17 protein-coding genes are annotated in these 18,535 nt (G+C 63.1%); 2 read left to right on the top strand and 15 right to left on the bottom strand.

Annotated elements, in window-relative coordinates; translation table 11 throughout:
• Nucleotides 1–132: 132 nt before the first annotated feature.
• From paaZ to paaF, 15 genes are all read right to left on the bottom strand, one after another.
• Nucleotides 133–2,190, bottom strand: coding sequence for a phenylacetic acid degradation bifunctional protein PaaZ (paaZ, locus tag AB7M25_RS09625; protein ID WP_454237213.1), 2,058 nt, complete (start codon nt 2,188–2,190; stop codon nt 133–135).
• 58 nt (nt 2,191–2,248) lie between these two features.
• On the bottom strand, nt 2,249–3,502 hold the full coding sequence (locus AB7M25_RS09630; RefSeq protein WP_454237214.1) for an OprD family porin: 1,254 nt from the start codon (nt 3,500–3,502) through the stop codon (nt 2,249–2,251).
• Nucleotides 3,503–3,524: 22 nt separating this feature from the next.
• Nucleotides 3,525–5,171 carry a cation acetate symporter gene (locus AB7M25_RS09635; protein WP_454237215.1) on the bottom strand — a complete coding sequence of 549 codons (1,647 nt, stop codon included), beginning with the start codon at nt 5,169–5,171 and terminating at the stop codon, nt 3,525–3,527.
• Nucleotides 5,168–5,476 (bottom strand): DUF485 domain-containing protein, encoded by a 309-nt coding sequence (locus AB7M25_RS09640; RefSeq protein ID WP_007978006.1) that lies wholly within the window; start codon nt 5,474–5,476, stop codon nt 5,168–5,170. Before AB7M25_RS09640 ends, AB7M25_RS09635 begins: the two co-directional genes overlap by 4 nt.
• 174 nt (nt 5,477–5,650) lie before the next feature.
• A complete protein-coding gene (paaE, locus tag AB7M25_RS09645) occupies nt 5,651–6,727 on the bottom strand; it encodes a 1,2-phenylacetyl-CoA epoxidase subunit PaaE (protein ID WP_429383503.1) in 1,077 nt (358 codons plus the stop codon).
• Between the two features lie 34 nt (nt 6,728–6,761).
• Entirely contained in the window at nt 6,762–7,295 is a 534-nt protein-coding gene (paaD, locus tag AB7M25_RS09650; RefSeq protein ID WP_454237216.1) for a 1,2-phenylacetyl-CoA epoxidase subunit PaaD, read from the bottom strand.
• The gene (gene paaC, locus AB7M25_RS09655; RefSeq protein WP_454237217.1) at nt 7,282–8,043 is read right to left on the bottom strand and encodes a 1,2-phenylacetyl-CoA epoxidase subunit PaaC; all 762 of its coding nucleotides are present in this window, start codon (nt 8,041–8,043) and stop codon (nt 7,282–7,284) included. The genes paaD and paaC overlap by 14 nt, the downstream gene beginning before the upstream one ends.
• Nucleotides 8,044–8,051: 8 nt before the next feature.
• The gene (gene paaB, locus AB7M25_RS09660; RefSeq protein ID WP_007943393.1) at nt 8,052–8,333 is read right to left on the bottom strand and encodes a 1,2-phenylacetyl-CoA epoxidase subunit PaaB; all 282 of its coding nucleotides are present in this window, start codon (nt 8,331–8,333) and stop codon (nt 8,052–8,054) included.
• 139 nt (nt 8,334–8,472) lie between these two features.
• A complete protein-coding gene (gene paaA, locus AB7M25_RS09665; RefSeq protein WP_218479320.1) occupies nt 8,473–9,462 on the bottom strand; it encodes a 1,2-phenylacetyl-CoA epoxidase subunit PaaA in 990 nt (329 codons plus the stop codon).
• A gap of 770 nt (nt 9,463–10,232) precedes the next feature.
• Nucleotides 10,233–11,558, bottom strand: a complete 1,326-nt coding sequence (paaK, locus tag AB7M25_RS09670) for a phenylacetate--CoA ligase PaaK (RefSeq protein WP_454237218.1) — start codon at nt 11,556–11,558, stop codon at nt 10,233–10,235.
• 99 nt (nt 11,559–11,657) lie between these two features.
• A complete protein-coding gene (gene pcaF, locus AB7M25_RS09675) occupies nt 11,658–12,869 on the bottom strand; it encodes a 3-oxoadipyl-CoA thiolase (protein WP_429392348.1) in 1,212 nt (403 codons plus the stop codon).
• A complete protein-coding gene (paaI, locus tag AB7M25_RS09680; RefSeq protein ID WP_429392345.1) occupies nt 12,866–13,312 on the bottom strand; it encodes a hydroxyphenylacetyl-CoA thioesterase PaaI in 447 nt (148 codons plus the stop codon). Before paaI ends, pcaF begins: the two co-directional genes overlap by 4 nt.
• Nucleotides 13,305–14,822 carry a 3-hydroxyacyl-CoA dehydrogenase PaaH gene (paaH, locus tag AB7M25_RS09685; RefSeq protein ID WP_454237219.1) on the bottom strand — a complete coding sequence of 506 codons (1,518 nt, stop codon included), beginning with the start codon at nt 14,820–14,822 and terminating at the stop codon, nt 13,305–13,307. The genes paaI and paaH overlap by 8 nt, the downstream gene beginning before the upstream one ends.
• 3 nt (nt 14,823–14,825) lie before the next feature.
• The gene (gene paaG / locus AB7M25_RS09690) at nt 14,826–15,617 is read right to left on the bottom strand and encodes a 2-(1,2-epoxy-1,2-dihydrophenyl)acetyl-CoA isomerase PaaG (protein WP_429383482.1); all 792 of its coding nucleotides are present in this window, start codon (nt 15,615–15,617) and stop codon (nt 14,826–14,828) included.
• A gap of 40 nt (nt 15,618–15,657) precedes the next feature.
• Nucleotides 15,658–16,431, bottom strand: a complete 774-nt coding sequence (paaF, locus tag AB7M25_RS09695; RefSeq protein WP_454237220.1) for a 2,3-dehydroadipyl-CoA hydratase PaaF — start codon at nt 16,429–16,431, stop codon at nt 15,658–15,660.
• A 348-nt stretch (nt 16,432–16,779) separates the two neighbouring features.
• On the opposite strand from paaF, the gene paaY reads away from it, so the two are divergent.
• Nucleotides 16,780–17,376, top strand: coding sequence for a phenylacetic acid degradation protein PaaY (gene paaY / locus AB7M25_RS09700; RefSeq protein ID WP_429519059.1), 597 nt, complete (start codon nt 16,780–16,782; stop codon nt 17,374–17,376).
• A gap of 157 nt (nt 17,377–17,533) precedes the next feature.
• Complete coding sequence (paaX, locus tag AB7M25_RS09705) at nt 17,534–18,457, top strand: phenylacetic acid degradation operon negative regulatory protein PaaX (protein ID WP_007972019.1); 924 nt, start codon at nt 17,534–17,536, stop codon at nt 18,455–18,457.
• Nucleotides 18,458–18,535: the final 78 nt, after the last annotated feature.

Below are 18,535 nucleotides of genomic sequence, written 5' to 3' on the forward strand. Positions count from 1 at the left end.
GCAGATCACAAAATCCGTGGCCAACCAGCAAACTTGTAGGAGCCGGCTTGCCGGCGATGGCGGCCTGTCAGTCGGGACCGTGGTCGCTGACACATCGCGATCGCCGGCAAGCCGGCTCCTACAGGGCGATGGTCAGTCTTCGCGTTTTACGACCAAGGTCAAAATGTCATAACTGGCCACCAGTTCACCCAACTGGTTGGTCACTTCCACATCCCACGCCACCACCCCTTGCGGAATCCCCTGCGGGCTCTTCTTGCCCTGGTCGATCTTGCGTTTGCAGGTCAGGCGCGCCTGGATGGTGTCGCCGATGCCCACCGGGTTGATGAAGCGCAGGGTGTCCAGGCCGTAGTTGGCCAGCACCGGGCCGACGCCGGGGGATACGAACAACCCGGCCGCTGCCGACAGTACGAAGTAACCGTGGGCGATGCGCTTGCCGAATTGCGATTCCTTGGCCGCGATGTCGTCGAAGTGCATGTAGAAGTGGTCGCCCGACAGGCAGCCGAAGTTCACCAGGTCCGCTTCGGTGACGGTGCGGCGATGGGTCAGCAGCGACTCGCCGATCTGCAGGTCCTGGAAGTAGCGACGGAACGGATGCACATCGGTTTCGATGACTTTGGCGCCACGCACGAATTCGCCGGTGACCGCTGCCAGCATGGTCGGCGAACCTTGCACCGCCGCCCGTTGCAGATAGTGCTTCACCGCGCGCAAACCGCCGAGTTCTTCACCGCCGCCGGCACGACCCGGTCCGCCGTGCTTGAGCTGCGGCAGCGGCGAACCGTGGCCGGTGGATTCACCGGCGCAATGGCGATCCAGCACCAGCAGGCGCCCGTGCAACGCAGCCGCCACCGGGATGGCTTTGGCGGCGATTTGCGGATCCTTGGTCACCAGGCTGGCGACCAGGCTGCCTTTGCCACGTGCCGCCAGGGCCAGCGCTTCATCGAGATCGTCGTAAGCCATCAGGGTGCTGACCGGGCCAAACGCTTCGATATCGTGAGCGCCGCCTTCGGCATGCGGATCGCGCGCTTGCAGCAAGGTAGGGGCGAAGAACGCACCCTTGTCGACGTTCTCGCCGCGCGGTTCGAAACCGTCGCGGGCGCCGAACAGCATGTCGCTGCTCTGCAACAGGGCTTCAAGGCGCTCGGCCACGTCTTTCTGCTGGTCGTGGGAAGCCAGTGCGCCCATGCGCACGCCTTCCACCGACGGGTCGCCGACCACCACTTTGGCCAGGCGATCACGCAGACGGGTAGCGACTGCGTCGATGTGTTTGGCCGGCACGATGGCGCGGCGGATGGCGGTGCATTTCTGCCCGGCCTTGGTGGTCATTTCCCGGGCGACTTCCTTGATGAACAGCTCGAATTCTTCGTCGTCCGGGGTCACGTCCGGGGCGAGGATCGCGCAGTTCAGCGAGTCGGCTTCGGCGGTGAACGGCACCGAGTTGCAGATCAGGTTCGGATTGACCCGCAGCTTGGCCGCCGTGTCGGCGGAACCGGTGAAGGTCACCACGTCCTGGCCCTGCAGGCGGTCGAGCAGGTCGCCGGTGCTGCCGATGATCAGTTGCAGGCTGCCCGCTGGCAACAGGCCGGATTCATCCATCAGGCGCACCACGGCTTCGGTCAGGTAGCTGGTGGCGCTGGCCGGTTTGACGATGCACGGCATGCCGGCGAGGAAGCTCGGCGCGAATTTCTCCAGCATGCCCCAGATCGGGAAGTTGAAGGCATTGATGTGCACGGCCACGCCACCGCGCGGCACGAGGATGTGGGTACCGGCGAAGGTGCCCATTTTGCTCAGTTGCAGCGCCGGGCCTTCGTGGACGACGTTGCCCGACGGCAGTTCCCGCGAACCGAGGCTGGCGTAGGTGAACAGTGTGCTGTTGCCGCCTTCGATGTCGATCCAGCTGTCGGCACGGGTCGCGCCGCTGTGGTGGGAGATCGCATAGAGCTGTTCCTTGCGCTCGCTCAGGTACAGGGCCAGGGCCTTGAGACGCTGGGCGCGCTGCTGGAAGTCCAGCGCCATCAAGCCGCTGATGCCCTGGCGACGACCGTGCTCGATGGCTTCGGCGAAGTCCGGGCGTTCTTCATGGGTACGGAAGATTTCATGGCCGTCGATGGCGCTGCGCAGGATTTGTGCGCCGTGTTGGCCGATCCAGCGGCCGGCGATGAAGCTTTGCAGAGTTGCAGGTGAAGAGGACATCACGATTGCTCCAGGTGATGAAGGGTTGTGGCGCGGCCGCGACCGCGCCCTTTCGGAATTACCAAAGCGCCAGGGTGTAACCGACGATCAAGCGGTTCTCATCGAGGTCGGTCGTCAAGCCATTGCCGGAACGGAAGGTCACGTTGCGCCAGCGCAGGCTGACGTTTTTCAACACACCGCTCTGGATGACGTAGCTGATATCGGTGTCGCGCTCCCATTCGCGACCGTTGTCGACGCTGCCCGCCTTGACGTGGCGGCCGTCGGTGTAGCGGGTCATGAAGGTCAGGCCGGGAATGCCTTGCGCCGCGAAGTCATAGTCGTAACGCAGCTGCCAGGAATCCTCCTCGGCGCGGGTAAAGGTGTTGAACGTCACCAGGTTGACCACGTAGGGGTCACCGCCATTGAGGAACGGAAAGGCGCTGTCGCCGGACAGTTGCTGGTAGGCGGCACTGACCTTGTGGGCGCCGTGGGACACCGTGAACATGCTGTTGAAGTTGCGGTTGTCGATGCGCCCGGCCCGCTCGGCACCGTCGCCCCGGCTGTCGAAGTAGCGCACATCGCTGCGCAGGCTGAAGCCGTTGCCCAGCGCTTGCGTATGCAGCAGTCCGGCAAATTGCTGGCGATAGATCTGGTCGAGCTTGCCGTAGTAGTAGCTCAGGTTCAGTTGTGGACTGAACGCGTAGCTGCCGCCGCCGAAGTCGAAGTGATCGCTGGTGGCGGCGCCGTAGCCGATGTCATCGTTGCTGGAGGAGTCGCGCAGGTTGGCCATGGTCAGGCGTCCGGCATTCACCGTCAGGCCGTCGATTTCCTGGCTGGTCAGCAAGCCACCTTCAAAGGTCGAACCCAGCAGGCGTGTGTCGTTGTAAGTGGCCACGGGCAACAAGGGTTGCAGGGTGCCCAGCTTCAACATGCTTTTGGATACTTTCAATTTGCCGGTCAGGCCCAGTTCGCTGTACTCGTCGTCGGGCTCATGGCTCTGCGGGCCAAACGGCAACAGCCCGGTGCCACGGCGATCCGGGCTGGAGTCGAGCTTCAGCCCCAACTCTCCCAATGCGTCGAGACCGAAACCGAAGGTGCCGTCGGTAAATCCGGATTCGACACGCGCCGTGAAACCCTGGGCCCATTCCTCGGCCTTGGATTGCGGCGCGTTGTGCTGACGGAAGTCGCGGTTGATGTAGTGGTTGCGCATATCAATGCGGGCCTTGCTGTCGCCGATGAAGTCGGCCATGGCGCTCGGCGCGAACATGGGCAGGCTTAATGCGGCGGCCAGCGAAAATAGTGATTCACGAGGTGCGTTACGTGCGGGCTTCATTATTTTTATTCCCTGCCAATATTCAGTGTTTGCTGGCGCCGGTGGCACCGATGCCGGTCATCGAGCGGATGAACTGCGCCAGATAACGACCGCGCTCAAGGGCTGCACGGGGCGAGGTGTCGGTGACGGAAAACAGCCATGCACTGAAGAACGCCAGGCTCATGGAAAACAGCGCCGGGTTGGAGTACGGGAACAGCGCCTTGTCGTGATGTATCACGTTGACCCACACCGCCGGGCTCAGCACCAGCAGGACAATCGCCGAGACCAGGCCGGACAGGCTGCCGAGGACGGCGCCGCGGGTGGTCAGGCCTTTCCAGTACATCGAGAGGAACAGCACCGGGAAATTCACCGACGCGGCGATGGCCAGCACCAGGCCCGAGAGGAAGGCAATGTTCTGCGACTCGAACAGCAGGCCGAGGATGATCGCCAGCACACCGATGCACAGGGTGGCGATTCGCGACACGCGCATTTCCTGCTGTTCCGTGGCCTGGCCCTTGCGCATCACACAGGCATACAGGTCATGGGATACCGCCGAGGCGCCGGACAGGGCCAGCCCGGCAACCACCGCCAGAATGGTGGCGAAGGCGACCGCCGAGATGAAACCGAGGAACAGGTTGCCGCCCACCGCCTGGGCCAGGTGCACGGCGATCATGTTGCCGCCGCCGATGATCGCGCCACTGGCGTCGCGGAACGCCGGATCGGTGCCGACCATGACGATGGCGCCGAAGCCGACGATGATCAGCAGCAAGTAGAAGTAGCCGATGAATCCGGTGGCGTAGAACACGCTTTTACGCGCTTCCTTGGCGTCGCTGACGGTGAAGAAGCGCATCAGGATATGCGGCAGGCCGGCGGTGCCGAACATCATGCCAAGCCCTAAGGAAATCGCATCGACCGGGTTGGACAGCAAGCCGCCGGGGGCCATGATCGCGTTGCCCTTGGCATGCACGGCGGTGGCGCCGGCAAACATGGCCTCGGTGCTGAAGCCGAAGTGCTTGAGCACCATGAACGCCATGAAGGTGGTGCCGAACAACAGCATCACCGCCTTGATGATCTGCACCCAGGTGGTGGCGAGCATGCCGCCGAAGGTGACGTAGAACACCATCAATACGCCGACCAGCATCACCGCATAGAGGTAGTCGATGCCGAACAGAAGTTCGATCAGCTTGCCGGCGCCGACCATCTGCGCCACCAGGTACATCAGTGCCACCGTCAGGGTGCCGAAAGCCGAGGTCAGGCGCACCGGGGTCTGTTCCAGGCGATAGGACACCACGTCGGCAAAGGTGTATTTGCCCAGGTTGCGCAGGCGTTCGGCAATCAGGAACAGGATGATCGGCCAGCCGGCCAGCACGCCCAATGCGTAGAGCAGTCCGTCGTAGCCATTGAGGAACATCATCGCGGAAATGCCGAGGAACGAGGCGGCCGAGATCATGTCGCCGGCAATCGCCAGGCCGTTCTGGAAGCCGGTCATACCGCCACCGGCGGTGTAGAAGTCGGCGGCGGAGCGGGTGCGAAGTGCGGCCCAGCGCGTGACGCCGAGGGTGAACAGGACGAACACCAGGAACATGCCGATGGCGTTCCAGTTCAGCGGGCGGGAAACGCCGTCGGCGGCCACCGCGATATCAGTGACCACCGCCAGCGGCAGCAGGAACAAGGCGAGAAGGCGGCTCATCGGGCGCACTCCTGCTTGAGTTTTTCATTCAAAGGATCGATCACGTTGTTGGCGCGATAGACATAGAAACCGGTCAGCGCGAAGGCCAGCCCGACGATCACGACACCCACCAGCATGCCCACGGTGGTCACGCCGCCGCTCAGGGATTGGCCGAGGGTGGAAGGGGAGAAAGCCACCAGCAGCACGAAGCCGTAATAGATCACCAGCATGGCCAGGCTCAGTGACCAGTACAGCTTCTGTTTGCGACGAACCAGCTGGATGAAATCCGGGTGCTGGCGGATGAGTTCTATTTCCTGGGGTGTCATGACGCGCGCTCCTTTGTTGTTTTTGTTTTGGGTGAAACCGTTTCGGGTTGGAACCCGATCAATGTGGGAGCGGGCTTGCTCGCGAAGGGGCCATCACATTCAACATGGATGGCGCCTGATACTCCGTCTTCGCGAGCAAGCCCGCTCCCACAAGTGCTTGGTGTGAATCGGATATCAAAGCTGATCGAAATCCAGCACCACCTTGTCGCTGATCGGGAACGCCTGGCACGACAACACGTAGCCGGCGGCCACTTCGTAGTCTTCCAGGGCGTGGTTGCTGTCCATTTCCACTTCGCCTTCGATGACCTTGCACTTGCAGGTCGAGCACACGCCGGCCTTGCACGAGTAGGGCAGTTCCGCACCTTGCTCGTTACCGGCGTCGAGAATGCTCTGGCTGTTGCGCGGCAGGTCGAAGGCCAGGGCGCGGCCGTCGCTGATCACGGTGATCTGGCTGACCGCCGCATCGATCTGGCGGGCGGCTTCGCGGGCCGCACGTTTTTGCTCGCTGCCGGCGGCGGCAAACAGTTCGAAATGGATGCGTTCGGCTGGCATGCCCTTGGCCTTGAGGCTGTCGCGCACGGTCTCGGTCATGTCCTGCGGGCCGCAGATAAACGCCGCATCGAGCGCCTTGACGTCGAGCCAGCGGGTGAACAGCTGCTCGCACTTCTCGGCGTTGATCCGGCCGTTGTACAGGTCGACGTCCTGCTGCTCGCGGCTGAACACGAAGATCAGGTTCAGGCGTTGCAGGTAGCGGTTCTTCAGGTCTTCCAGTTGCTCGCGAAACAGCGCGCCGGAGCTGGAGCGGTTGCCGTACAGCAGGGTCACGCGGCTGTGGGGTTCGGTTTCCAGGGTGGTCTTGATGATCGACAGGATCGGCGTGATCCCGCTGCCCGCGGCCACGGCCAGGTAGTGGCCGTGGCGAGCCGGGTCGAGTTCGACGCAGAAATGCCCGGCGGGCGGCATCACTTCCAGGGTGTGCCCGGCCTTGAGTTGTTCGTTGGCAAACGCCGAAAAGCGTCCACCGACCACACGCTTGACCGCGATACGCAATTCACCGTCGTTGACCCCGGTGCAGATCGAATAGGAGCGGCGTACTTCTTCGCCGTCCAGTCGGGTGCGCATCACCAGGTGTTGGCCCTGGGTGAAATGAAAGCTGTCTTGCAGGTGCTGCGGAATCTCGAAGGCGATGGACACCGCGTCGCGGGTCTCGGCGCGCACGTCCTTGATGGTCAGGCTGTGAAATTTACTCATTGTTGTTCTCCAGCTGGGACGGCCGATTCGCCGCTCAGATGCACTTGAAATAGTCGAACGGTTCCCGGCAATCGACGCAGCGGTACAGGGCCTTGCAGGCGGTGGAGCCGAACTCGCTGAGGACCTCGGTGTGGGCGCTGCCGCATTGCGGGCAGACAACCTGCGGACGTTCGCCGAGCAGGCTGCGCTTGCTGGTGCTGCCCTCGGGCGGTGCGATGCCGTAGGCGCGCAGGCGTTCACGGCCGCTGGCGCTGATCCAGTCGGTGGTCCAGGCCGGGGTCAATTTGCGCTCAAGCTGCGGTGCCTTGAACCCGGCGAGTTCCAGGGCTTCACGGATATCGCTCTCGATCACTTCGGTGGCCGGGCAGCCGGAGTAGGTCGGCGTGACCACCACGTGAAGGTGACCGGCCTGCCAGTCCAGGTCGCGGACGATGCCCAGGTCAACCACACTGACCACCGGCACTTCCGGGTCCATGACCTCAGCCAGAATCGCCCAGGCGGCGGCCAGGTCGGTCGGCCCCGCCGGCCGGGCGCCGAGGTCGCTGGCGATCAGCTCACCAGGTTGCATCGGGGTACGCTCGTGGCAGGCACTGCATTTCGGCCAGCAGGATGCCCAGGTGTTCGCTGTGCAGGCCCTTGCGTGCATTCAGGTAGAAATAGCTCGGGGCGGCGGGAACGGGCAGGGTGGCGCTGGTGAAAATCTGCTCGACTTTGGCTTGCCACTGGGCGGCCACGCTGGCGATGTCCGGGGTGATGCCGGCGTCGCACAGGCGCTGCTCGCTGTCATCGGCGGCGATCAGCTCGACGGTGAAGCGCCAGACCTCGGGAATCGCCGCGAGCATGCGTCGATTACTTTCCTCGGTGCCGTCGCCCAGACGCTCGATCCACTCGCCGGAGCGGCGCAGGTGGTAGGTCACTTCCTTTACCGCCTTGGCGGCGATCCCGGCGATGCGTTCGTCGCTGGACTGGCTCAGGCCCTGCAACACCGGCAAATGCCAGGCGTCGTAGAGGAACTGCTTGAGCATGGTCACCGCGAAGTCGCCGTTGGGTTGTTCCACCAGCAGCAGATTGCGGTAAGCGCGCTCGTCGCGACGGAACGCCAGGTCATCGGCGTCACGGCCGTCCGCCAGCAGTTCGGCGGCGTATTCCAGCCAGTTGCGCGCCTGGCCCACCAGGTCGAGGCCGACGTTCATCAGTGCCAGCTCTTCTTCCAGTGCCGGTGCCTTGCCGCACCATTGGCACAGGCGCTGGCCCTGGATCAGGGCGCTGTCGCCGAGGCGCAGCAGGTATTCGATCAGATCAGTCTTGTTGTCCATGGTCGACCTCACATATGCCCGACTTCGGCCGGCAGCTCGTAGAAGCTGGCGTGGCGGTAGACCTTGTCGTCCGACGGATCGAACAGCGGGTCTTTTTCATCCGGCGACGAGGCGGTGATCAATGCCGAAGGCACCACCCACAGGCTTACGCCTTCGCTGCGACGGGTGTAGAGCTCGCGCGCGTTTTCGATGGCCATGGTCGTGTCGGCGGCATGCACGCTGCCGACGTGCTTGTGGTTCAGGCCGTGCTTGCTGCGCACGAAAACTTCGAAGAGGGTCCACTCGGACATTTCAGTTACTCCACATTGAGGCTCTGTAGGAGCGAGCTTGCTCGCGATGTACCCGCGAGCACCGCGGGGTGTCAGGCAACCAACGTTAACGTTGACGACCATCGCGAGCGAGCTCGCTCCTACAGGGGGTACGGTTGTCTTAGGCGGCGTTCTTGTTTTGTTTTTTGCGGGCATGGGCGACGGCGGCTTCGCGAACCCAGGCGCCGTCTTCGATCGCCTTGCGGCGGGCAGCGACGCGTTCCTGGTTGCACGGGCCGTTGCCCTTGAGCACTTCATAGAATTCGTTCCACTGGATTTCGCCGAAGTCGTAGTGGCCGCGCTCGGCGTTCCACTTCAGGTCCGGGTCGGGGCAGGTGCAGCCCAACAGTTCCAGCTGCGGGATGGTCTGGTCGATGAAGCGCTGGCGCAGTTCGTCGTTGCTCTGGCGCTTGATTTTCCAGGCCATGGACTGGGCGCTGTTCGGCGAGTGTTCGTCGCTTGGGCCAAACATCATCAGCGACGGCCACCACAGGCGGTTGATCGCGTCCTGGACCATGTCTTTTTGCGCCTGGTTACCGTGGCGCATCATGGTCAGGAGGATTTCGTAGCCCTGGCGCTGGTGAAAGCTCTCTTCCTTGCAGATGCGGATCATCGCCCGGGAATACGGGCCGTAGGAGGTGCGCTGCAGCACCACCTGGTTGACGATCGCCGCGCCATCCACCAGCCAGCCCACCGCGCCCATGTCGGCCCAGTTCAGCGTCGGGTAATTGAAGATGCTCGAGTACTTGGCCTTGCCGCTGTGCAGTTTGGCGATCTCTTCATCACGGTCGGCGCCGAGGGTTTCCATGGCGCTGTACAGGTACAGGCCGTGGCCGGCTTCGTCCTGGATCTTGGCCATCAGTTGCAGTTTGCGTTTGAGCGACGGCGCGCGGGTGACCCAGTTGCCTTCGGGCAGCATGCCGACGATTTCGGAGTGGGCGTGCTGGGAGATCTGTCGGATCAGGGTCTGGCGGTAGGCATCTGGCATCCAGTTCTTGGCTTCGATCTTGATTTCTGAATCGATTTTTTCCTGGAAGGCGCGTTCCTGGTCGGACATTTCCGAGAGGTCCTTGATGCGCTTTACGCCTGTTTCTACGAGCTGTGCGTACATTTTTGAGTTCCCGCCTTGAATCTGTTCTGGGGCATGGGGACTTTATAAGCGATACGGAATTTAATATCAAACACAAAATGATGTGTCGTATTTGTTTTTTGTATCGCTTTGGGGGGAGGTTGTTCTTTGAGGGGGGGACATATCCGTTATTGAGGTAGCGGCGGCTGGCGGTTTCGCCCTTACGGCGAGTCCCTTTTGTCAAACGCCCGGAGTGCCGGCCCAGCCAAAAGGAACCAAAAAGTCTCGCCCCTTACGTACGGCCCCTCGCTGAGGCTCGGGGTTCCTTCGCTGCGGTATTCATCCGGGGGCATTGCCCTCCGGTCGGCTTCGCTTCGACCTACATGCAATGAGTTCGACTGCGTCGAACGGCGCTGCGCGCCCATCCCCGGATGAACACCTGCGCTCAGCCTGCCGAGGGGGCGGGTGGATCAAGATCAAGAGCTGCAGGCGAGCTAACGCTCGGCCTGTTGAGTGGTGAGAAGCGGCGCGGTGTGGGCTGCTCTGCTTTTGCTCTGCTCTTCTGTAGGAGCTGGCTTGCCGGCGATGGCGGCCTGCCAGCCGACCGGATTTCACGGATGTACTCGTTTCACTGTAGGAGCGAGCTTGCTCGCGAAGAACGTCCAGGCAGCGGGGGGATCCAGGCAGCACGCGTTATCGTTGACGTCCATCGCGAGCAAGCTCGCTCCTACAGGACTGATGCCGCAGCCATGGATGTGTAAAAAAAACCAAAAAAAACCCCGCAATAAGCGGGGCCATAAAGGGTGCAGCAGTCATGCTTTAGGACGTTTATCCAGCACGTGGCAAGCCTTGCCCTCCGACCGCTTGATCGAATGGAAAGGCTGCAAAACAACCCGCGAACTGATCCCGATATACGTCTTGATGTGTTTGCTCAATTCCCCGCAAACAGCCTTCTGCTGTTCTTCGCTCAGGTGCTGGTGCTCGGCCTTCAACTCGACATGCACATCAACGCTGTCCAGGTTGCCATTGCGATACAGGTGAATCTCATAGCACTCGGCAAGTTGTTTGACTTTGAGTACCTGTTCCTCGATCTGCGTCGGAAACACGTTGACCCCGCGAATGATCAGCATGTCGTCGCTGCGTCCGGTGATCTTGTCGATGCGGCGCATCGGTCGCGCCGTACCCGGCAGCAGGCGCGTCAGGTCGCGGGTGCGGTAGCGGATCATCGGCAGGGCTTCTTTGCTCAGGGAGGTGAACACCAGTTCGCCCATCTGCCCGTCCGGCAGTACTTCGCCAGTGATCGGGTCGATGATTTCCGGGTAGAAGTGGTCTTCCCAGATGGTCGGGCCGTCCTTGGTTTCGGCGCATTCCATGGCGACACCTGGCCCCATGATTTCCGACAGGCCGTAGATGTCCAGGGCAGTGATGCCCAGGCGCGCTTCGATGGCGCTGCGCAGTTCGGCGGTCCACGGCTCGGCGCCGAAGATGCCCAGGCGCAGGGCCAGTTTGTGCGGGTCGATGCCCTGGCGCTCGATTTCGTCGGCGATGTTGAGCATGTACGACGGCGTGACCATGATGATATCCGGCTGGAAATCCTTGATCAGTTGCACTTGTTTTTCGGTCTGGCCGCCGGACATCGGGATCACCGTGCAGCCCAGGCGTTCGGCGCCGTAATGGGCGCCGAGGCCGCCGGTGAACAGGCCGTAGCCATAGGAGATGTGCACCTTGTCGCCACGGCGGCCACCGGCGGCGCGGATCGAGCGGGCCACCACGTTGGCCCAGGTGTCGATGTCGTTCTGGGTGTAGCCGACCACGGTCGGTTTGCCGGTGGTGCCGCTGGACGCGTGCAGGCGCACGATGTCGTTCATCGGCACGGCAAACATGCCGTAGGGGTAGTTGTCACGCAGGTCGGATTTGGTGGTGAAAGGGAATTTCGCCAGGTCGTCGAGGGACTTGATGTCGTCCGGGTGTACGCCCAGCGCATCGAAACGCTGACGGTACAGCGGCACGTTGTTGTAGGCGTGGTTCAGGCTCCAGCGCAGGCGCTCCAGCTGATGCTGGCGCAGCTCGTCGATGCTGGCGGTTTCCAGCGGGTCCAGCACAGGGTTCAGCGCGGCTTGGGCAATTGGCATGTTCATGTGTTCACTCGAATTGTTTTTGTGTTCCAGCCCTTTTGCACAAGGGCTTTGAGTGCATGCCCCAAGGATACCTCTCGGCTCCTCGGGAATCGCGATTCTTTAGTGGGATAGACGCTCGATGATCAGCGCGATCCCCTGGCCGACGCCGATGCACATGGTGCACAGGGCGTAGCGGCCGTTACGTTCCTCTAGCTCATGCAGGGCGGTGGTCACCAGTCGCGCGCCGCTCATGCCTAATGGGTGGCCGAGGGCGATGGCGCCGCCGTTGGGGTTCACCCGCGGATCGGTGTCGCTCAGGCCAAGCTCGCGCAGCACCGCCAGACCCTGTGCGGCAAACGCTTCGTTGAGCTCGATCACGTCCATGTCGGCCAGGCTCAGGTTGGCCACTTCCAGCACCTTGCGCGTGGCCGGCACCGGGCCGATGCCCATGATCCGTGGTTCGACGCCGGCAGTGGCCATGGCCACGACCCGGCCACGGGCGGTCAGGCCGTGGCGCTTGGCGACTTCGGGGCTGGCCAGCAGCAGCGCGCAGGCACCGTCGTTGACCCCGGAAGCGTTGCCGGCGGTGATGCTGCCGCCTTCGCGGAACGGCGTGCCGAGTTTGGCAAGCTGTTCGAGCGTGGTGTCGCCGCGTGGATGTTCGTCGTGCTCGACCACTTTGGCCGGGCCTTTGCGCTGGGGGATTTCCACGGCGACGATTTCTTTGGCCAGGCGCCCGTTGGCCTGGGCGGCCGCTGCACGCTGCTGGCTGCGCAGGGCGAAGGCGTCCTGGTCGGCCCGGGAGATGTTGAACTGTTCGGCGACGTTCTCCGCAGTCTCCGGCATGGAGTCGATGCCGTAGGCCTTTTTCATCAGCGGATTGACGAAGCGCCAGCCGATGGTGGTGTCGAAGATCTCGGCCGCACGGGAAAACGCCTGCTCGGCCTTGCCCATCACCAGCGGCGCGCGGGACATCGATTCGACACCGCCGACCAGCATCAACCCGGTTTCGCCGCTGCGAATCGCCCGGGCAGCCGTGCCCACCGCGTCCAGCCCGGAGCCGCACAGGCGATTGAGGGTGGTGCCGGGCACGCTGACCGGCAACCCGGCCAGCAGCGCCGACATGCGCGCGACGTTGCGGTTGTCTTCGCCGGCCTGGTTGGCGCAGCCGTAGATCACGTCGTCGACGGTGCTCCAGTCGACTTGCGGGTGGCGGCGCAGCAGTTCGCGCAGCGGCACCGCGCCGAGGTCGTCGGCGCGCACGCTGCTCAGGACACCGGCGTAGCGGCCTATCGGGGTGCGGACGGCATCGATGATCAGGGCGTCATTCATTCGGGGGTCTCCTGCGTCAGCACCGGGCCGCGCACTTTGTAGGATTTGCCATGGAACAGGGCGATCAACTGGCCCTGCTGGTTTTCGATACGCACGTCGTAGTTGCCGGTGCGCCCGGAGCGGCTCTGCTCGATGCAGTCGGCGTTCAGCGTGTCACCCAGGCGGGCCGGGGCGATGTAGTCGATGCTGCAACCGATGGCCACGGTGGCTTCGTTGTAGCTGTTGCAGGCAAAGGCGAACGCTGAATCGGCGAGGGCGAACAGGTAGCCGCCGTGGCAGGTGCCGTGGCCCTGGACCATGTCGGCGCGCACGGTCATGCCGACCCGGGCGCAACCGGGACCGGCCGAGAGCAGGCGCATGCCCATGGCCTGGCTGGCGGCGTCGCGCTGGAACAGCGATTGCGCGCATTCACTGGCCAGGGTCATGGCTTCATGGTTAGTCATGGAAGGTTCTCCCTTCGGCGACGCGACGGCGCAGCAGCAGCGACGGCCGGTAGCGTTCTTCGCCATAACTGGCTTGTAGGTTTTCCAGCGTTTGAAGAATGTGCGACAGGCCAATGGCATCGGCCCAGGCCAGCGGCCCTTGCGGATAATTGACCCCGGCGCGCATCGCCAGATCGATGTCGGCGGCCGACGCGACGCCCTGCAGCAGGGCATCGGCGGCTTCGTTGGCGAGCATCGCCACGGTACGCAGAACGGCGAGGGCCGGGCTGTCGCTGAGCAGGCTGACCTTGAGGCCGGCCCGTTGCAGCAGGGCCACGCCTTGTTTGAGCGCTAGTGGATCAATGCCTGCCGCATGGCTGATGGCGATGCGTTTGGCATTCGCGTAATCGAACGCCAGATCCAGCAGGATCAGGTTGCGCAGCCCGTCTTCGCGAGCCCGCTGACAGGCCATGCGCCCATCGCTCAAGGCCAGAACGGCATCACCGACTCGCAGCAAGCCCTGACCATCACGCTGGACGATCTCGACGCCTTGTTCACGCAAGCGTGCGAGCAAGCCTTGAGCGATACCGAGGTTGCCCTCCACGGCACAGACCTCGACCTTCGCATCGCTGCTGATTTCAGCGGCTTGCGGACGTTCCGCCCCTTGGCCGTAGCTGTAGAAACCCTGGCCGCTCTTGCGTCCCAGGCGGCCGCCGTCCACCAGTTCTTTCTGGATCAACGACGGCAGGAAACGCGTGTCCTGGTAGTAGGCGTCGAACACCGAGCAGGTCACGGCGTAGTTGACGTCGTGGCCGATCAGATCGGTCAGCTCGAACGCGCCCATGGCAAAGCCGCCGGCTTCGCGCATCAGCGCATCCAGGGTCGGGCAGTCGGCCGCGCCTTCCTGCAGCATCCGCAGGCTTTCGGCATAGAGCGGCCGGGCCACGCGGTTGACGATGAAGCCCGGCGTGGAGCGGGTGTGCACCGGTTTTTTGCCCCAGGCTTTGGCGGTGTCGTACAGGCACTCAGCCAGGACGGGATTGCTGGCCAGGCCGGAAACGATTTCCACCAGCGCCATGACCGGCGCCGGGTTGAAGAAGTGCAGGCCGAGCAGGCGCTCCGGATGATCCAGCTGCGCGGCGATGCTGGTGATCGACAGCGACGAGGTGTTGCTGGCGAGAATGCAGTGTTCGCTACAGATGCCTTCGAGCTGGCGGAACAGTGCACGCTTGACCTCGAGGTTCTCGACGATGGCTTCGATGATCAGCTCGCAATCGGCCAGGGCTTCGATGGCTTCCACCGCTTGCAGGCGGGCAATGGTTGCGCTGCGCGATTCGGCGGACAGTTTGCCGCTCTCGACCCGTTTGCCCAGTTGTCGATCGATGCCTTCGATGGCCTGCGCCGCCGCGCCGGGACGGTTGTCCAGCAGCAACACCGGATGGCCGGCTTGCGCCGCGACCTGGGCGATGCCGGCGCCCATGGCCCCGGCGCCGATCACGGCAATGCGTGCAGAGGTGTTCAATGCGGTCATGACTCAGCGCCCCTTGAAGCTTGGGGTGCGTTTTTCCATGAAGGCGCCGACGCCTTCGCGATAGTCCTCGCTGCGCCCGGCCAGGCGTTGCAGGTCGCGCTCCAGTTCCAGCTGTTCGTCGAAGCTGTTGCTCAGGCTGGCGTTGAGGCTGCGTTTGATCAGCGCCAGGCCGTAGGTGGGTTGAGTGGCGAGGTGGCGGGCCAGTTTCAGCGCTTCGTCGCGCAGGGCGGCGTCGTCCACGCACTGGTAGATCAGGCCCCATTGTTCGGCCTGTTCGGCGCTCAGGCGATTGCCAAGCAAGGCCAGGGCCTTGGCTCGGGCCATGCCGACCATGCGCGGCAGGGTCCAGGTGCCACCGGAATCGGGAATCAGGCCGATCTTGCAGAACGCCTGGATGAAACTGGCCGAACGCGCCGCCAGCACCAGGTCGCAGGCCAGCGGAATGTTGGCGCCGGCGCCGGCGGCGACGCCGTTGACCGCACAGATCACCGGCAGCGGCAGGTCGCGCAACTGGCGGATCAGCGGGTTGTAGAACTTCTCGATGGATTCGCCCAGATCCGGCACGGCACTGCCCGGCGCGACATTGCGGTCGCTCAGGTCCTGCCCGGCGCAGAAGCCGCGGCCTTCACCGGTCAGCAGCAAAACGCGAACGTCCGGGTTCTGCCGCACTTGCTTGAGTGCTTCTTTCACTTCGCCGTGCATCTGGGTGTTGAAGCTGTTGAGCTGGTCCGGCCGATTGAGGCTGAGCAGGGCGACACCGGCGTCGATGGAAAACAGGATGTGTTCGAAGTTCATGGTCTGGGCGTTCTCTTGGCAGTCGTTCGAATTCGTTGGATTACTGACCGGTGAAGGTCGGCGCGCGTTTTTCCTGGAAGGCCGCAATGCCTTCGTCGCGGTCGCGGGTGCCGGCCAGCACGGTGAAAGCGTGACGCTCGAAGCGCAGGCCGCTGGCCAGGTCGGTGTCCATGGCCTTGAGCAGCGCTTCCTTGGCCAGGCGCACGGCCAGTGGCGCCTTGGTCGCAATGCTGCGGGCGATGTGCAGGGCGCGGTCGACGGTGAATTCCGGTTGGGTGACTTCGCTGACCAGGCCGGCGCGCTGGGCCTGGCGGGCGTCGATCGGCTCGCCGGTCAGGACCATCTGCATGGCCATGGATTTGCCGACGGCGCGCAGCAGACGCTGGGTGCCTCCGGCGCCGGGCATGATCCCGAGGTTGATTTCCGGCTGGCCGAAGCGCGCGTCTTCCCCGGCAATGATGATGTCGGCGTGCATCGCCAGTTCGCAGCCACCGCCGAGAGCGAAGCCGTTGACGGCGGCGATCAGCGGTTTGCTGAAGCGGGTGATGGTTTGCCACGAGGCCTGGCGCGGGTCGTCGAGGATGCCGACCAGGTTGCGTTCGGCCATTTCCTTGATGTCGGCACCGGCGGCGAAGGCCTTGCGGCTGCCGGTGAGGACCACGGCGCGGGTGTCGGGGTCGGCTTGCGCGATGTTCAGTTCAGCGGCCAGCTCGCCCAGTAACTCGGTGGTCAAGGCGTTCAGGGCTTGCGGGCGCTGCAGGGTAATCAGGCGGACGCCAGGCTCGATCAGTTCGACGGCAAGGGTCAGAGGCATGGCGGATGCCCTCAGGGTGCACGCTCGGCGTGGTGCCGGCTCGTTATTGGATCGGCCTCGGGGGCCGGTTTTGCCCAAGTATAGCTACAACGTGATACGCAAATGCAATAATAAAATTGATTTAATGTGTCTTAATTGGATGACTTTCTATTTTTTGTCTTTCTGTTCAAGGGGCACTGATAATGGATTTTTCCCTGAGTTCATTGGGTTTTGTAGCGTTTTTAGGGGCGCGTTGGTTTTCGTCGGAAAGGGGCATTTCAAGTGATACGGTTTTTAGTCTTTGTGCTGGTAAAAGTGATGTGATACAAAATAGGTCATTATTTGCATCGCTTTGCGAAGGAACCTGCCATGACCTGCTACAGCCTTGATGGCCTGACTCCGGTGGTTGACCCGAGCGCTTATGTGCACCCGTCTGCCGTATTGATCGGCGATGTGATCATCGGCCCGCATTGCTATGTCGGCCCGCTGGCCAGCCTGCGCGGGGACTTCGGGCGGATCGTGCTGGAGGAGGGCGCCAACCTGCAGGACACCTGTGTGATGCACGGCTTCCCCGACAGCGACACGGTGGTGGAGCGCAACGGCCACATCGGCCACGGCGCGGTGCTGCACGGATGCCGGATCGGCGCCGATGCGCTGGTGGGCATGAATGCGGTGGTGATGGACAACGCCCGGATCGGTCCGCGTTCATTCGTGTCGGCGGCGGCGTTCGTCAAGGCCGGTTTCGAATGCCCGGAGCAGTCGCTGGTGATGGGCGCACCGGCCAGCATCAGGCGCAGCCTCAGCGATCAGGAAGTGGCGTGGAAACAGGCCGGCACCCGGGAGTATCAGCAGCTGGCCCAGCGTTGCCTCGAGCAGATGCAGGTGTGCGAACCGCTGAGCGAACCGGAACCGGATCGCCCGCGTATCAGTGACAGTGGCCTTCGACCGAAAAGCAGCAACCTGTGAACACCGAACCCCTGTAGGAGCCAGCTTGCTGGCGAAGGTGTGTCAGCTACCTTGGTGGCGACTGACACACCATCGCCAGCAAGCTGGCTCCTACAAGGGATTGGGCTTAACCAGTCGGCTTTCGGTATATTCCTTTTCTTTTTTGCACGGAACGCCCATGTCGTCCCTGACTCCCTTGAACCACCTGATTACCCGCTTCCAGGAGCAGACGCCGATCCGCGCCAGTTCCTTGATCATCACGTTGTACGGGGATGCCATCGAACCCCATGGCGGCACCGTGTGGCTGGGCAGCCTGATCCAGTTGCTCGAACCCATCGGCATCAACGAACGGCTGATCCGCACCTCGATTTTTCGCCTGACCAAGGAAGGCTGGCTGACCGCCGAGAAAGTCGGTCGCCGCAGTTACTACAGCCTGACCGGCACCGGTCGTCGCCGTTTCGACAAGGCCTTCAAGCGGGTCTACAGCACCACGATGCCGGCCTGGGATGGCTCCTGGTGCCTGGTGATGCTTTCGCAACTGACCCAGGACAAACGCAAACAGGTGCGCGAGGAACTGGAATGGCAAGGCTTCGGCGCGATTTCGCCGGTGGTGTTGGCCTGTCCGCGCAGCGACCGTTCCGACGTCAACGCGACCCTGCTCGACCTCGGCGCCCAGGAAGACACCATCGTCTTCGAAACCACCGCCCAGGACGTACTGGCCTCCAAGGCCCTGCGCCTGCAAGTGCGCGAGAGCTGGAACATCGAGGAGCTGGCCGCGCATTACAGCGAGTTCATCCAGTTGTTCCGGCCGCTGTGGCAAGCCCTGCGCGAGCAGGAAAACCTGCAACCGGCCGACTGCTTCCTGGCGCGGGTGTTGTTGATTCACGAGTACCGCAAGCTGCTGCTGCGCGACCCGCAATTGCCGGACGAGTTGCTGCCCGGCGATTGGGAAGGCCGCGCCGCCCGCCAGTTGTGCCGCAACATTTACCGTTTGATCTACGCCAAGGCCGAAGAATGGCTGAACGCTGCGCTGGAAACGGCCGACGGCCCGTTGCCAGATGTCGGTGAAAGCTTCTATCGGCGTTTTGGCGGACTGAAGTAGCACGTCATTGTTCAGGGAGTGGTGCGGTTCAGGAGACTCGAAGCATCCGGTGTCGTGTGGATTGACGTAGACAATAAA

Source organism: Pseudomonas sp. AP3_22 TE3818, from assembly GCF_053628995.1.